Below are 14,372 nucleotides of genomic sequence, written 5' to 3'. Positions count from 1 at the left end.
GGCCTTTTGGTTTGTGCTTCGGGAACACACATGATTTACGCCTAAGCGAATCGGATTTGACCGGAGGGATGCCATGAGCAGCATGAAAGACCGCGAAGAGGGCTTCGAGCGCAAATTCGTCTTCGACGAGGAGCTTCGCTTCAAGGCCTCTGCCCGCCGCAACAAGGCGCTCGGCCTGTGGGCCGCCGAGAAGCTCGGCAAATCCGGCGACGATGCCGAGGCCTATGCCAAGCAGGTGGTCGTCGCCGACATCGAGGAAGCCGGCGACCACGACGTTTTCCGCAAGATCCGCAAGGATTTCGACGACGCCGGCGTTGCCCAGTCCGACCATCAGATCCGCCGCACCATGGACGAACTGATGGCCGAGGCGATCGAGCAGATCAAGAACACCTGATCCTATAAGCATGGTGTTGCCCGAAACGCGCTTCACGCTTTTCGGCGTCATGCTCTGACTGGACCAATCGACCGCCCGTCACAGCCGGGCGGTTTTTCTTTGCCTTTGTCGTCGTTTCCGGCTGAAACTGCGATTGTTAACGAGGTAACGAGGAAGAGCCGATGTCCCTGAAGTCACGCCTGGCGGCGGATGAAACGCTGTTCACCGCATGGTCCGGAGTGCCGGATGCGCTCACGGTGGAGATCATCGCCAAGCAGGGCTTCGACGCCGTCACGCTCGACATGCAGCATGGCGGCCATCACGAGGACAGCGTGCTGCGCGGCCTGGTGCCGGTGCTGGCCGCCAACAAGCCGGCGCTGGTTCGCATTCCGGTCGGCCGCTTCGACATGGCGAGCCGGGCGCTCGATTTCGGCGCCGAGGCGGTGATCGCGCCGATGGTGAACTCCGTGGCCGACGCCAGGCTATTCGCCGCCGCGATGAAATATCCACCGGTCGGCGAGCGGTCCTGGGGGCCGACCTATGCCTTTCCGCGCCACGGCAGGGGCGATCATGCCGAATGGCTGCGCGACACCAACCAGCGCACCATGGCGTTTGCGATGGTTGAGACGCGGGCGGCGTTCGAGGCGCTGGACGGCATCATTGAGACACCCGGCATCGACGGCATTTTCGTCGGCCCGTCGGATTTCTCGATCGCCTGGTCGAACGGCACCACCGTCAATTCGACGCTGGAAAGCATGATGGAGACGGTAGCCTCGATCGCCGAGCGCACGCGCAAGGCCGGCAAGCACGCCGCCATCTACGTCATCGAGCCGGCGGTTGCCGGTCGCGTCGTGGCGATGGGCTACCGGCTGCTCGCCATGGGCTCGGACCACACGCTGATTTCGTTGGGCGCCAAGACCCTGCTGAAGAGCATGCGCGATTCCATCGGATCCTGAGCGCCACCGAGCGGCTACAGCTCAGGGTTCCCTTAATTCCGTCAGGAACTTGGCGAAGGTCATCGAGCCTTCAGGCCAGGGGCCGAAGCCGGAATCCGCGTTGAGGTGGCCGGCATCCCCGGCATCGATGAACAGCGAGCCCCAGGCGCCGGCAATATCCTCGGCGACGTCGAAGGCGCAGAACGGGTCGTTGCGGCTGGCGATCACGATCGACGGAAAGGGCAGCGGCTCGCGCGAATAGGGGCCGAAGGTCATCAGGTGCCGCGGCCTGATCTCCGGATTGGCGACGTCGGGCGGCGCAACGAAGAAGGCGCCGGCCACCGGCCTTTGGAACTGCGGGATGGCCTGTACCGCCGCCGCCACGCCAAGCGAATGCGCCACGAGCACCACGGGCCGCTCGGCCTCGTTGACCGCCCTGGCCACATTCGCGGTCCAGTCCTCGCGTACCGGCTTCGACCACTCCGCCTGCTCGACCCGGCGCGCCGTCGACAGTTTCGACTGCCAGCGGGTCTGCCAGTGTTCGGGGCCGGAATTGGTGTAGCCCGGCACGATGAGGATATCTGCGTCCTTGACTTTCATGGCGCGCATGTAGCGAGCGCCGCCCTTTCGCGCAACCGTGCCGAACGACGGTCACGATCAATTTAGTGAACACCATGTTCGCTCCTTGCTCTCTTGTGTGAACGATCGAGATCGACGATTTGTGGCAAGGACAAGATGGCCGTGAAGGACCGGATTTCGGGGCTGACACGACGTAGGATGATCGGCGGCGCGGGGCTCCTGGCTTTGGGAGTTTCGGCGGGCGCCCGAACGGAGACGATGATGAGTGAATTGCCTTTTGCCGCGACCACGCCGGTCAGCGTGTCGCGCGTCGGCCTGAAGGCGCGCGATGCCGAAGGGCTCGCCGCCTATTACCGCGCCGTTGTCGGCCTGCAGGAATTGAGCCGCGCCGATGGCGTGATCACGCTCGGCGCCGCCAACCGGCCGCTGCTGGTGCTCGAGCCCGATGCCGCGGCAAAGCCCGACGATCCGCGCAGCGCCGGCCTGTTCCACACCGCCTTCCTGCTGCCCAGTCGTGCCGATCTCGGCCGCTGGATCAACCACGCCGCGGCCAACCGGATCGCCATCGAGGGCGCGTCGGACCATCTGGTCAGTGAAGCGCTCTATATGACCGACCCCGAGGGTAACGGCATCGAGATCTACGCCGACCGTAGCCCGCAGGACTGGAAATGGGACGGCGACAAGATCGCCATGGCGACCGAGCGTCTGAACCTTCCCGCCGTCGTTGCCAGCGTGCCGGCAGGCGATGCCGGCTGGCAGGGCGCTCCGGAAAACACCATCGTCGGCCATGTGCATCTGCGCGTCGGCCGACCGGAAGATGCCGAAGCCTACTGGCATGACGAGTTCGGCTTCGACACGGTGGCGAAATACGGCGGCCAGGCCGTCTTCCTGTCGTCGGGCGGCTACCACCACCACATCGGCGCCAATGCCTGGCGCAGCGCCGGCTCCGGCCGCCGCGATCCGGCCCGTTCGGGTCTCGCCTGGGTCGAGATGCGCTCGGACAACGTGGCCGGCGAGACGTCCAGGGAGGATCCGTGGGGCACGGTGATCAGGACCATTCCCGGCAAGGCGTGATGAGGCGTTAGCGACAGCCCCTTTCTCCCCGTCACTATACGGGGAGAAATGCCCGGCAGGGCAATGAGGGGCAGCGCCAAGTTTGCGAGATTGTCCGTTCAGCCGCAGCGCCTATGGGTGCGATCATCGCCGAAGTCGGCGCCGCCCCTCATCCGCCTGCCGGCACCTTCTCCCCGTATGGTGACGGGGAGAAGGACGCTTGCCTCACGCCTCGCCAAACACCCGCTTGAAGATCGTGTCGACATGCTTGGTATGATAGCCGAGGTCGAATTTCTCGCGGATATCGGCTTCGGGGAGCGCTGCGGTCACTTCCCTATCCGCCAGCAATTCCTCAAGGAAATCAGCACCATGTTCCCACACTTTCATGGCGTTGCGCTGCACCAGGCGGTAAGCGTCCTCGCGTGACACGCCGGCCTGGGTGAGCGCCAGCAGCACGCGCTGCGAGTGCACCAGGCCGCGGAACTTGTTCATGTTCTTCAGCATGTTGTCGGGATAGACGAGCAGCTTGTCGACGACGCTGGTGAGCCGCGACAGCGCGAAATCGAGCGTCACGGTGGCGTCCGGTCCGATCATGCGCTCGACCGAGGAGTGCGAGATATCGCGTTCGTGCCAGAGCGCCACATTCTCCATTGCCGGCATGGCGAAGGAACGCACCATGCGGGCAAGGCCGGTGAGGTTTTCGGTCAGCACCGGATTGCGCTTGTGCGGCATTGCCGACGAGCCCTTCTGCCCCGGAGAGAAATACTCCTCCGCTTCCAGCACCTCGGTGCGCTGCAGGTGGCGGATCTCGATCGCCAGCCGCTCCACCGACGAGGCGATGACGCCGAGCGTGGCGAAGAACATGGCGTGGCGATCGCGCGGGATCACCTGCGTCGACACCGGCTCCGGCTTCAGCCCGAGCTTCTGCGCCACATGCTCTTCGACATAAGGTTCGATGTTGGCGAAGGTGCCGACCGCGCCGGAGATGGCGCAGGTCGCAATGTCCTCCCGCGCATGCACCAGCCGCTCGCGGCAGCGCGAGAATTCGGCATAGGCCTGCGCCAGCTTGACGCCGAACGTGGTCGGCTCGGCATGGATGCCGTGGCTGCGGCCGATGGTGACGGTGTCCTTGTGCTCGAAGGCGCGGCGCTTCAAAGCCGCCAGCAGTGCATCGATGTCGGCAAGCAGGATGTCGCTGGCGCGGGTGAGCTGCACCGCAAGGCAGGTGTCGAGCACGTCCGATGAGGTCATGCCCTGATGGATGAACCGGGCATCCGGCCCGACGAACTCGCCGAGGTGAGTGAGGAAGGCGATCACGTCATGCTTGGTGACGCGCTCGATCTCGTCGATCTTGTCGACGTCGAATTTCGCCGCGCCGCCCCTTTCCCAGATCGTCCTGGCCGCCTCCTTCGGGATGACGCCGAGCTCGGCCAGCGCGTCGCAGGCATGCGCCTCGATCTCGAACCAGATGCGGAAACGGGTCTCTGGCGACCAGATGGCGACCATTTCCGGCCGGGAATAGCGAGGGATCATCAATCGGTCCTGACTTGGGGGCTTGTCGCCCGCCTCCTAACAGAGGCCGACGAAATGCTCAACGCCGCTGCCGCGCAAACCAGATGCCGGCGGCCACCAGCGCAATGAATCCCAGCGGAAAATAGAGCCGGATCCCGAGCACGACGAACTGGTAGAGCGCCGTCAGCATGGTGAACACCAACTCGAACGCCCACCGGATGGTGAAGGCCGGCGCGTGCCATTCGGCATAGTAGGAGCGGTATTGCAGCGCGAACAATCCACCGGTGAAGGCGAGCGTAGCGACCAGCAGCGCGACGAAAGCGGCGGCGAAGGCAACCTCCCAGTGCCGGCCGCGTGAGACGAGCCGCGCCAGGAACAGGCCGACCGGGAAGGCGAGCGCGCCGCCGGCGGCATAAATGAGCGTGACGAAGCGGATCTTTGCCGGCGTCTCCCAGTCGTAGAGCAGGAGATTGACGAGCGCGCTGGCGCCCATCGTCAGGCCCCAGACCAGCGCGCCGGCAAACGCGGTGCGGGCCGAGGGCAGGGCGGCCCGGAAATGGTCGCCGATGCGACTGCGCGCCGTGGGTTGGGAGAGCGGTGTCACAGCCGGCCTGTCACCGCGATCCAGCGAAAGTCGGGACCTTCGAAGCCGTATTGCCGAACTGCGATCAGCACGGCATAGGCGCTCAAGCCCTGCATCGAGAACGTCTGCACAGCGCCAATGCGGTAGCCGTTCGGGCAACCGCGGCTTTTCGGGATGGACTTGTCCTCGTGCACCAGTTCCGTTTTGCCGCCATCCTTTGCCTCGATGCGCAGCAGGCGAAAGCCGTTGATCTCGCCCTGGCTCTGGCAGCCCTCGGTGTCGTTCAAGGGGATTTCGTCCAGCCGGAACTCGAGCGGCTCGTCGACCGGAGAGAATATCGGGCGCGGATTGACCGCCATGCGGTAGGGATCGGCGGAAAGCTCGGTTATGGCGTTGAAGCCAGCGGTGATGCCGCGATTGGCCGCGAGTTCCGCCTGGCCGACAATGGCTTCACCTTTCTGCCGCGCCTGCAGGCGTGCCTGGTCGAGCGTCGCGGCCTCGTCGTCGAGGCGCACCCTGATAGGCGTGTCCTTGAGAAAGCTGTCGCCGCTGGTGTCGATGTAGTAGCGGTTGGCATAGGGAAAGCCCGATCCATCCTGCACGCCAAATTCCTCAAAGGCGAAGACGCCGCCATCCTGGCTGAAGCCGAGGATTTCCAGCTCCGCGACGTCGCCGGCGTCGGCCGTGGCGACGGTGGCGAGCTGCGCGAGCAGCCATGTGCAAATCAGAACGGGAATTCGAGTCGCTCCAGCCGGCAGGATTGGATCATGCCTATCACGTCATGGTGAACAGGACGTGCCCTCCGGCGGCAATGCATCCAATCCGGCCGTCGATTGTTGTTGTCGGCAGCTTCAATGGAGAACCACAATGATCGACACCAGCAAGATTCGCGAGCATATGGAAGTGATCGGCGCCGACGGCGTTCACATCGGCACTGTCGACAAGGTCGACGGCCAGCGGATCAAGCTGACCAAGGCCGACAGCGGCATGGGCTCGCACAAGGGTCACCACCACTACATTCCCCTGAGCCTCGTCGCCGAGGTCGACGGCAAGAAGGTCTGGCTGTCTGCCAATTCGGATGTCGCGGTGAGCTTCGAGGAAGAAAAGTCCGATCCCACCTGATCCGCCGGCTCAGCGCGACGACCACACCGGAAACAGATCGCCCTCGGCCGCTGTTGCGGCATGCACGCCGCGGCTGATCGCGCGCGCCATGGTGGCGCCGGCGGCGGCGTAGAGATCGATGGCCGCGTCGGCGCTAAGCTCGACGCCGCTCTTGCCGGTCGCCAGCGCGAAAACCAGATCGCCGTCTGCCGGCGTGTGCGCCGGCCAGATGGCGCGCGCAAAGCCGTCATGTGCCGAAATCGCCAGCCGTTTGGCGGCGGCCTTGGTCAGAACGGCGTCGGTGGCAATGACGGCAATGGTGGTGTTGCCGCCGGCTTCCGCTTGCCCGCCGAACTGCTTGTCGCGGTATTTCAGCAGGATCCGCCTGGCCTCAGCGGGCATCGGCGAAGGGTAGCCGAGGCCGCCGAACTCGTCGCCGATCTCGAAAGGCGCCGCCCAGAAGTGGCGGGTCCTGCCGACCGTCACCGAGCCGGTCGGGTTGACGGCGGCGAGCGCGCCGATGGTGACGCCCGTTTCAAGCACGGTAGAGGCCGAACCCAGTCCACCCTTGAGGCCCGACGTCAGCGCACCCATGCCGGCGCCTGCCGTGCCCAATGCAAAGTCGGCCTCCGCCGCTTGTGCCGCCTGGTAGCCGAGCTCGCGATAGGGCGGGTAGCGGCCCCAACCTTTGTCGCCGCCATTGCGCAGGTCGAACAGGATCGCAGCCGGCACGATCGGCACGCGGAAGCCGCCGACTTCGACACCGATATTCCTTTCGCGCAACGCCGCCTGCACCCCCGAAGCGGCGTCGAGGCCGAAGGCCGAGCCGCCCGACAGCACCACGGCATGGATCTCGTGAACCGAATTCTGCGGCTCCAGCAGGTCGGTCTCGCGCGTGCCTGGCGCGCCGCCCAGCACCTGCACGGCTGCCACCGACGGATCGTCGCAAAGCAATGCCGTCACGCCCGACTTCAGCCTGGCGTCGGCGGCGTTGCCGACTTTGAGGCCGGCGACATCGGTGATCAGGTTGCGCGGGCCGCTGTGAAACATCAGTTGGCCTCCAGCGGCACGAAGCGTGTTCCGTCGAAGCGGAAGGCACGCAACGGAGACTGGCTGAGATCGCCCTTGTTGTCGAACCGGACGGGCCCGATCGCCGTCGTGAACTCATGCCCGGTGAGCGCTTCGGCAAGGGGCTTGCCCGAGCTTGCCGCCTCCGCCGTTGCGGCCCTGGCGATCTCGACCGCGGCATAGGCAGGCAGCGTGTAGCCTTCCGGCACGATGTTCTTGTCCGTGAAGGTCTGCACCACCTTGGGATCGGCGACCGCGGCCCATTCGGGTGGCGCGATCATCAACGTGCCCATGGCATAGCGCACGTCACCGGCCGGCGTGCGCAGATTTTCACCGCCGGCAAAGGTGATGCCGGCGTCGAGCTGGGCGGCATCGCGCCCCATGATGGCGATGTCGTCGCCGTCGCCGCCGGCGAATACTTTGGTCGCGCCGGCCTTCTTCAGCCGGCCGATCAGTCCGATTTGGTTGTCGAGCTGCGGCCGGAACGTGTCGACGAACGCCGGCTTCAGCGCCGCCTGCTCGGCCGCGGCTCGCAAAGTCTCCGCGATTTCACGGCCATAGATCGTACCGTCGTCGATGATGGCGAACAGCTCTTTCTGCCACAGACGCGTGAGTATCCTGGCGACGGCGTAGCGCTCGTCGTCGCCGCGCGGGCCCAGCCGGTAGACTGGCCAGCCGGTCTTGGCGCGCCGGTCGGTCAGGCTTTCGGTGCGCACGCCGACGGTGATGACGGGAATGCCGGCCTCCTTCAGGATCGGCAGCGCCGCCTCGATCGCCTCGGTGCAGAGGAAACCGACCACCACATTGACTTTGGTGGCGGCGAAGTCGCGCGCCGCGGCGGCTCCTCCGTCGGCGGTGCAGGCATCGTCGACCGTCTTGATCGTCGCGCCGTTCGTGTCGGCCGCCAGCACGGCGCCGGCTTCGACCTGCTTGCCGAGGATCGCTGACGGGCCGGAGAGCGGCGCCGCGACGCCGACGACGAGGTCTTCGGCGCCCGCATTGCCGGCGAAAGCAATCGAGGCCAGCACCGCCAATGTCGTCATCAGGGGTCGCATGTGAGCGAAGCATTCCTCCCGTGCCGGCGGTAGGGTTGCCGGCATCCGCTTCGCCAAGACCTAAAGGCTGGCCGGCCCCGGTGCAACGCGAATTTCCGGATATGGGTCAAGCACTTCGCTTGTGGCATGCAATATGCCGCCATATATAACGATGGGTTCTGAGGAAAATCATCTGTGCTGAAGAAGAACGACATCGGGCCGCAGGCCTATCGCGACGCGATGGCCCATTTTGCCGGCCAGGTCCATGTGGTGACCACCGACGGTCCGGCCGGCAGGCGAGGCGCGACCGTTATCGCCGCTTGCTCGGTGTCCGACACGCCGCCGACCGTGCTCGTCTGCCTCAACCGGGAAAATCCCAAGAACGAGCCTTTCGTTGCGAATGGCAGGTTCGCGCTGAACACGCTGGCCTCGCATCAGGAGCCGCTCTCGGTCGGCTTTTCCGGCATGACCGGCCTGCCGGTCGAGGAACGGTTTGCGCTTGGCGAATGGGACGTGATCTCGACCGGTGCGCCGACCCTGAAAGGCGCGCTTGCCGTGTTCGATTGCGAGCTGATCGACACCAAGGATCTCGCCACCCACCGTGTGCTTTTTGGCAAGGTGACAGGCCTGCGCATCGGCGATAATTTGCGCCCGCTGATCTATCATGATCGCGGCTATCGCGCCTTGTAGGTGCCTTGATGGCTGACTCCACGGAGATGGAATGACCGGCTTGAAACCGCGCCCGGCGCCGGGGACGATCGACGAGACGCTCGATCTCCTGACCGGCGCGGACTATGTGGCGGACCGCTCGCTGGCGACCGTTCTTTTCCTGTCATTGCGCATGAAGCGGCCGCTCTTCCTCGAGGGCGAGGCCGGCGTCGGCAAGACCGAGATCGCCAAGGTGCTGGCCGATGCGCTCGGCCGCCGGCTGATTCGCCTTCAATGCTATGAGGGGCTCGACGTCTCCTCCGCCGTCTACGAGTGGAACTACGCCGCGCAGATGATCGAGATCCGCATGGAGGAGGCAGCCGGCAAGGTCGTGCGCTCCGACATGGAGCGCAACGTCTTCTCCGAAAAATACCTGATCCGCCGCCCGGTGCTCGATGCGCTGACCGGCAAGGCGGGCGCTGCTCCGATATTCCTGATCGACGAGCTCGACCGCACCGACGAGGCCTTCGAGGCCTTCCTGCTCGAAATCCTCTCGGACTTCCAGGTGACGGTGCCGGAGCTCGGCACGATCAAGGCGGAGGAGCCGCCGATCGTCATCATCACCACCAATCGCACGCGCGAGATCCATGACGCGCTGAAGCGGCGCTGCCTCTACCACTGGGTCGACTATCCCAATGCCGAGCGCGAGTTGGAGATCGTCCGCCGCAAGGTGCCGCGGGCCAACAGCCGGCTTTCGGCCGAGGTTGTGTCGTTCATCCAGAAGCTGCGCCAGGTCGAGCTGTTCAAGGCGCCGGGCGTCGCCGAAACCATCGACTGGGCTGGTGCGCTGACCGAGCTCGACAAGGTCGCGCTCGATCCGGAAACGGTCTCCGACACGATCGGCGTGCTTTTGAAGTACCAGGACGACATCGCCCGCATCGGCGCGGGCGAGGGCCGGCGCATCCTCGACGAGGTCAAGGCCGAGCTCGCTGCTGCGGAATAGGCCGATGAAGTCGCCGCGCCCCGATCCCGCTGAGGCCACGCAGGACGGGCGCCTCGCCGACAACATCGTCTATTTCGCCCGTACCTTGCGCAAGGCCGGCATGCGGGTCGGACCGGCTTCGGTCAAGGATGCGATCGAGGCGGTGCTTGCCGCCGGCATCGGATCGCGCGACGATTTCTACTGGACGCTGCATGCAGTGCTGGTCTCCCGGCATGAGGACCATCCGGTCTTCGACGAAGCTTTCCGGCTGTTCTGGAAATCGCGCGAGCTGATCGAAAAGATGCTGGCGATGTTCTCGCCTGTCGCCCTCGATACCAGCGAGAAGCAGAAACCGCGCGCGGCCGAGACCCGCGTCAGCCAGGCGATGTTCGAGGGCCATCAGAAAAACCAGCCGGCCAAGGAAATCCCGGAGATCGAGGTCGATGCCCGCTTCACCTTTTCCGGCAACGAGGTGTTGCGCGGCAAGGACTTTGCCCAGATGAACGCCGCCGAGCTGGCCGAGGCCAAGCAGGCGATCGCCGCCTTGCGACTGCCCTTCGACATGGTCCGCACGCGCCGCTTCAGGGCGGACGCGCAGGGCAGGCGCATCGATCCGCGTGCCATGATGCGTTCGGCCGCCCGCACCGGCGGCGCGCTGATCCTGCCGAAATTCCGCTCTGCCCGCGAGGTCCACCCGCCGCTGGTGGTGCTTGCCGACATTTCCGGCTCGATGAGCCAGTACACGCGCATCTTCCTGCATTTCCTGCACGCGCTGACGGAAAAGCGCCGGCGCGTGCATGCCTTTGTCTTCGGCACCCGCCTGACCAATTTGACGCGGCAGATGCGCCATCGCGATCCCGACGCCGCGCTCGCCGAGAGCTCGGCGACGGTGAAGGACTGGTCCGGCGGCACCCGCATCGGCGACACGCTGGCCGAGTTCAATCGCCTGTGGTCGCGACGCGTTCTGGGGCAGGGGGCCGTGGTGCTGCTGATCACCGACGGGCTGGAGCGCGACGAGATCGCCGGCCTGTCGGAGGAAATGGAGCGGCTGCACAAATCCTGCCGGCGGCTGATCTGGCTGAACCCGCTGCTGCGCTTCGACGGCTTCGAGGCGCGCGCCCGCGGGGTCAAGGCGATGCTGCCGCATGTCGACGAGTTCCGCCCGGTGCACAATCTCGAGGCGTTGGCTGATCTCTGCGCCTCGCTCGACCAGCGGCCGGCCGCTTCGGTCGATCCGCGTCGGTGGCTGCGGGCTGGCGACAGGCACGCCGCATAGCCATATGTTTATCCATCGGAAGAACAGACTCCCAGAAAATTGAGACCACCATACAGGAGACCCGATGAATGCCGCTGCAATGCATCAACCCGAAGGACCTGCCAGTTCCGCAGACGTATAGCCAGGTTGTCGTTGCGACAGGCAGCAAGTTGGTATTCATCTCGGGCCAGGAGCCAGAAGACCTGGATGGCAAGCTTGTTGGCCGTGGCGATCTTGCGACGCAGGCGCGCCAGGTGTTTGCCAATCTCGGCCGAGCACTCGCCGCCGCCGGTGCGGCGCCTTCGCAGGTCAGCAGGATCACGATCTATGTCGTCAACTACAATCGCGACGAATGTCTGCCGATCATCGAAAAGGCTCGGGTAGAGCTGTTCGGAGATCACAAACCAGCCGACGTGGTGCTTGGCGTGGCGAGCCTGTCCCCCGACTATCTGATCGAGGTTGACGCGTTCGCAGTGATTGATTGAGCATGCATTTGCGCGAACTGCCCAGATCATAAACAGACTCCAAGAGAAGCAGTCATGGAAAACAGCATCTATCTCGATGAGGCCCGCGATCCCCTGATCATCGCGGAGGGCTGGATGAAGGACGGCAAGGATGTCGCCATCGCGACCGTGGTCGAGACCTGGGGTTCGGCGCCGCGCCCGGTCGGCAGCCATCTGGTCATCGACGCCGACGGCAATTTCCACGGTTCTGTCTCGGGCGGCTGCGTCGAGGGCGCGGTGGTGACCGAGGCGATCGATGTCATCGGCTCGGGTAAGGCCAGAATGCTGGAGTTCGGCGTCGCCGACGAGACCGCCTGGCAGGTGGGTCTCTCCTGTGGCGGCCGCATCAAGGTCTATGTCGAGCGGCTTGGTTAGGGTGCCATGGACCCGTATGTGCTGAAAACATTGAATGCCGAACGCCGCGCCCGCCGCGCGGCGATCCTGGTCACCGACCTCGGCGACGGTCGCGACCGCATCGTGCGCGAGGGCGATCCAGTCGCCGGCGAATTGGGAGCGGCGATCGCCAGGGCGTTTCGCACCGGTAATTCCGGCTCTGTCGAGGCGGAAGGGCGCACCTTCTTCCTCAACGCGCATCTGCCGCAGCCCCGCCTCGTGGTGATCGGCGCCGTCCATATCAGCCAGGCGCTGGCGCCGATGGCCAGGATCGCCGGCTACCCCGTCGAGATTATTGACCCGCGCACCGCTTTCGCCACGCCGGAGCGTTTTCCCGATGTCGTGCTGCATGCCGAATGGCCGCAGGATGTGCTGGCGCGCCAGCCCCTCGACAGCTACACGGCGCTCGCCGCCGTCACCCACGACCCCAAGATCGACGATTTTGCATTGAAGGCAGCGCTCGACGCCAGGTGCTTCTATGTCGGCGCGCTCGGCAGCAGGAAGACGCATGCCAAGCGCGTGGAACGCCTGCTGGCGCTCGGCGCCAGCGCCGACCAGATCGCCCGCATCCATGCGCCGATCGGCCTCGATATCGGCGCGGCAAGTCCGGCCGAGATCGCCGTCGCGGTGCTCGCCCAGACCATCCACGCCTTCCGCTCGCGCGGCCTCGAAGCAAAAGGCGCCGTGGCGTGAAATTCGGTCCGGTTCCGATCGATGAGGCGGAAGGCGCGGTGCTGGCGCACGCCACAGAGGCCGGAGAGCGGCGCTTCCGCAAGGCGCACAGGCTGAGCGCCGATGATCTGTCGGCGCTGAAAGCGGCCGGCATTTCAGAGGTGGTCGCGGCCGTGTTGGCGCCCGACGATCTCGGCGAGGACGCGGCGGCGGAACGGATCGCCGCCGGCATGAGCCATCGCAACGTGGAGGCCAGGCCCGCCGCGACCGGCCGGGTCAATCTGCACGCCGAGGCGGCCGGCGTCTTCACCGTCGACCGCGCGATGATCGACGCCATCAATGCCGTCGATCCGACCATCACCATCGCCACGCTGGCGCAGCATGCGCCGGTCGAGAAAGGCCAGATGGTTGCGACGGTGAAGATCATTCCCTTCGCCGTCGCCGGCAGCCTGGTCGATCGGGTGGCAAGGATCTGCGCCGATGGCGAGATCTTTGCCGTCAACGCCTATCGGCCGATGCGGATCGGCGTCATCCAGACAATGCTGCCCGGCGTCAAACCGAGCGTGCTCGACAAGACGCTGCGCATCACCGAAGCGCGCCTGACGCGCTCGGGCAGCCATCTAACCGCCGAGCGCCGCACGCCGCACGAGGTCGCGCCCGTCGCGGAAGCGGCTGCTGCGCTCGTCCGTGACAACGATATGGTGGTGATCTTCGGCGCCTCCGCGATGAGCGATTTCGCCGACGTCGTCCCTGCAGCGATCGAACACGCGGGGGGCAGCGTGGTCCGCGCCGGCATGCCGGTCGATCCCGGCAATCTGCTGGTGCTCGGCACGCTTGCCGGCAAGCGCATCATCGGCGCGCCGGGCTGCGCTCGCAGCCCCAAGGAGAACGGCTTCGACTGGGTGCTCGACCGGCTGATCGCCGGCCTCGACGTGACGGCCGGCGACATCGCCGGCATGGGCGTCGGCGGGCTGTTGATGGAGATACCGACCCGGCCGCAGCCGCGCGAACCGTCGCCAAAGCGCGAGGGAGCCGGGCCGAAGGTCGAGATCGTGCTTCTGGCAGCCGGCCGCTCCAGCCGCATGGGGGGGCCGAACAAGCTGCTGGCACTGTTCGACGGCAAGCCGTTGGTCCGCCGCGCCGCCGAGAGAGCACTGGGCTCCAGGGCATCCAGCACCATTGTCGTCACTGGCCATCAGCGCGAGCGGGTGCTCGCCACTTTAAGCGGTCTCGATGTCATCCTGGCCGACAATCCCGATTTCGCCGACGGCCTGTCCTCGTCATTGAAGGCGGGCATCGCCAAGGTTTCGGCCGATGCCGCCGGCGCCATGATCGTCCTCGGCGACATGCCCGGCGTGTCCTCCGCCGATCTCGACCGGCTTATCGAAGCCTTCCGCAGATCCGGCGGCCGCTCGGTGGTGCGCGCGGCGCACGATGGCCGGCGCGGCAATCCGGTGCTGCTGCCTCGTTCGCTGTTCGGGGCCATCGCCCATCTCGAAGGCGACACCGGCGCGCGCCACCTGGTCGAGGCCGGGGGCCTTGATGTCGTCGATGTCGAGATCGGCAACGCCGCCTCGGTCGACGTCGATACGCGCGAGGCGCTGGAAGGCGCCGGCGGCGTGCTGCAGGATTGACAAAGCGAAGCCGAAGCACGCATGCCTGCGGCATGGCCAATCGCTTT

17 protein-coding genes are annotated in these 14,372 nt (G+C 65.7%); 11 read left to right on the top strand and 6 right to left on the bottom strand.

The features are described from left to right. Nucleotides 1–73: 73 nt before the first annotated feature. Together EN846_RS20590 and EN846_RS20585 are read left to right on the top strand one after the other, a co-directional pair. On the top strand, nucleotides 74–394 hold the full coding sequence (locus EN846_RS20590) for a DUF1476 domain-containing protein (RefSeq protein ID WP_127282326.1): 321 nt from the start codon (nucleotides 74–76) through the stop codon (nucleotides 392–394). Nucleotides 395–555: 161 nt separating this feature from the next. Next, a complete protein-coding gene (locus EN846_RS20585) occupies nucleotides 556–1,329 on the top strand; it encodes an HpcH/HpaI aldolase/citrate lyase family protein (protein ID WP_127392924.1) in 774 nt (257 codons plus the stop codon). A gap of 21 nt (nucleotides 1,330–1,350) precedes the next feature. Here EN846_RS20585 and EN846_RS20580 read toward each other — a convergent pair whose 3' ends face one another. Beyond that, nucleotides 1,351–1,908 (bottom strand): alpha/beta hydrolase, encoded by a 558-nt coding sequence (locus EN846_RS20580; protein WP_127282360.1) that lies wholly within the window; start codon nucleotides 1,906–1,908, stop codon nucleotides 1,351–1,353. Nucleotides 1,909–2,148: 240 nt separating this feature from the next. Between EN846_RS20580 and EN846_RS20575 the strand changes: the two genes are divergently transcribed. Then, nucleotides 2,149–2,961 carry a VOC family protein gene (locus tag EN846_RS20575; RefSeq protein ID WP_128346528.1) on the top strand — a complete coding sequence of 271 codons (813 nt, stop codon included), beginning with the start codon at nucleotides 2,149–2,151 and terminating at the stop codon, nucleotides 2,959–2,961. A 204-nt stretch (nucleotides 2,962–3,165) separates the two neighbouring features. On the opposite strand, the gene purB is transcribed toward EN846_RS20575, so the two are convergent. Genes purB through EN846_RS20560 form a run of 3 tightly spaced genes read right to left on the bottom strand, consistent with a single transcriptional unit; the run spans nucleotide 3,166 to nucleotide 5,772 of the window. Continuing rightward, a complete protein-coding gene (gene purB, locus EN846_RS20570) occupies nucleotides 3,166–4,473 on the bottom strand; it encodes an adenylosuccinate lyase (RefSeq protein ID WP_127310979.1) in 1,308 nt (435 codons plus the stop codon). A 58-nt stretch (nucleotides 4,474–4,531) separates the two neighbouring features. Then, the gene (locus tag EN846_RS20565) at nucleotides 4,532–5,056 is read right to left on the bottom strand and encodes a hypothetical protein (RefSeq protein WP_245499952.1); all 525 of its coding nucleotides are present in this window, start codon (nucleotides 5,054–5,056) and stop codon (nucleotides 4,532–4,534) included. Beyond that, nucleotides 5,053–5,772 (bottom strand): DUF2259 domain-containing protein, encoded by a 720-nt coding sequence (locus EN846_RS20560; RefSeq protein WP_128347112.1) that lies wholly within the window; start codon nucleotides 5,770–5,772, stop codon nucleotides 5,053–5,055. The genes EN846_RS20565 and EN846_RS20560 overlap by 4 nt, the downstream gene beginning before the upstream one ends. A gap of 130 nt (nucleotides 5,773–5,902) precedes the next feature. Here EN846_RS20560 and EN846_RS20555 point away from each other — a divergent pair, with 130 nt between their 5' ends. Continuing rightward, on the top strand, nucleotides 5,903–6,157 hold the full coding sequence (locus EN846_RS20555; RefSeq protein ID WP_127394358.1) for a DUF2171 domain-containing protein: 255 nt from the start codon (nucleotides 5,903–5,905) through the stop codon (nucleotides 6,155–6,157). 9 nt (nucleotides 6,158–6,166) lie between these two features. On the opposite strand, the gene EN846_RS20550 is transcribed toward EN846_RS20555, so the two are convergent. Together EN846_RS20550 and EN846_RS20545 are read right to left on the bottom strand one after the other, a co-directional pair. Beyond that, nucleotides 6,167–7,186 carry a P1 family peptidase gene (locus tag EN846_RS20550; protein WP_135859256.1) on the bottom strand — a complete coding sequence of 340 codons (1,020 nt, stop codon included), beginning with the start codon at nucleotides 7,184–7,186 and terminating at the stop codon, nucleotides 6,167–6,169. Then, nucleotides 7,186–8,259: a branched-chain amino acid ABC transporter substrate-binding protein gene (locus EN846_RS20545; RefSeq protein WP_128275233.1), complete on the bottom strand. Its 1,074-nt coding sequence runs from the start codon at nucleotides 8,257–8,259 to the stop codon at nucleotides 7,186–7,188. Before EN846_RS20545 ends, EN846_RS20550 begins: the two co-directional genes overlap by 1 nt. A 174-nt stretch (nucleotides 8,260–8,433) precedes the next feature. Between EN846_RS20545 and EN846_RS20540 the strand changes: the two genes are divergently transcribed. The 7 genes from EN846_RS20540 to EN846_RS20510 all read left to right on the top strand — a co-directional run bounded on the left by EN846_RS20540 (nucleotide 8,434) and on the right by EN846_RS20510 (nucleotide 14,325). Next, on the top strand, nucleotides 8,434–8,928 hold the full coding sequence (locus EN846_RS20540) for a flavin reductase (RefSeq protein WP_127286659.1): 495 nt from the start codon (nucleotides 8,434–8,436) through the stop codon (nucleotides 8,926–8,928). 31 nt (nucleotides 8,929–8,959) lie between these two features. After that, the gene (locus tag EN846_RS20535; protein WP_127394129.1) at nucleotides 8,960–9,889 is read left to right on the top strand and encodes a MoxR family ATPase; all 930 of its coding nucleotides are present in this window, start codon (nucleotides 8,960–8,962) and stop codon (nucleotides 9,887–9,889) included. 4 nt (nucleotides 9,890–9,893) lie between these two features. Next, nucleotides 9,894–11,144 carry a VWA domain-containing protein gene (locus EN846_RS20530; RefSeq protein WP_135859257.1) on the top strand — a complete coding sequence of 417 codons (1,251 nt, stop codon included), beginning with the start codon at nucleotides 9,894–9,896 and terminating at the stop codon, nucleotides 11,142–11,144. 68 nt (nucleotides 11,145–11,212) lie between these two features. After that, nucleotides 11,213–11,608 carry a RidA family protein gene (locus EN846_RS20525; protein ID WP_127394318.1) on the top strand — a complete coding sequence of 132 codons (396 nt, stop codon included), beginning with the start codon at nucleotides 11,213–11,215 and terminating at the stop codon, nucleotides 11,606–11,608. A gap of 54 nt (nucleotides 11,609–11,662) precedes the next feature. Further along, nucleotides 11,663–12,001: an XdhC family protein gene (locus tag EN846_RS20520; protein ID WP_040593291.1), complete on the top strand. Its 339-nt coding sequence runs from the start codon at nucleotides 11,663–11,665 to the stop codon at nucleotides 11,999–12,001. 6 nt (nucleotides 12,002–12,007) lie between these two features. Beyond that, on the top strand, nucleotides 12,008–12,712 hold the full coding sequence (locus EN846_RS20515) for an XdhC family protein (RefSeq protein WP_128346780.1): 705 nt from the start codon (nucleotides 12,008–12,010) through the stop codon (nucleotides 12,710–12,712). Continuing rightward, complete coding sequence (locus EN846_RS20510; RefSeq protein ID WP_127391170.1) at nucleotides 12,709–14,325, top strand: molybdopterin-binding/glycosyltransferase family 2 protein; 1,617 nt, start codon at nucleotides 12,709–12,711, stop codon at nucleotides 14,323–14,325. Before EN846_RS20515 ends, EN846_RS20510 begins: the two co-directional genes overlap by 4 nt. The last annotated feature ends 47 nt before the right edge of the window (nucleotides 14,326–14,372 follow it).

The organism is Mesorhizobium sp. M4B.F.Ca.ET.203.01.1.1 (assembly GCF_004791025.1).
Classification (GTDB): Bacteria; Pseudomonadota; Alphaproteobacteria; order Rhizobiales; family Rhizobiaceae; genus Mesorhizobium; species Mesorhizobium abyssinicae.
The sequence above is the reverse complement of the archived record's forward strand: the minus strand, read 5'-3'. Positions and strand labels throughout refer to the sequence as shown.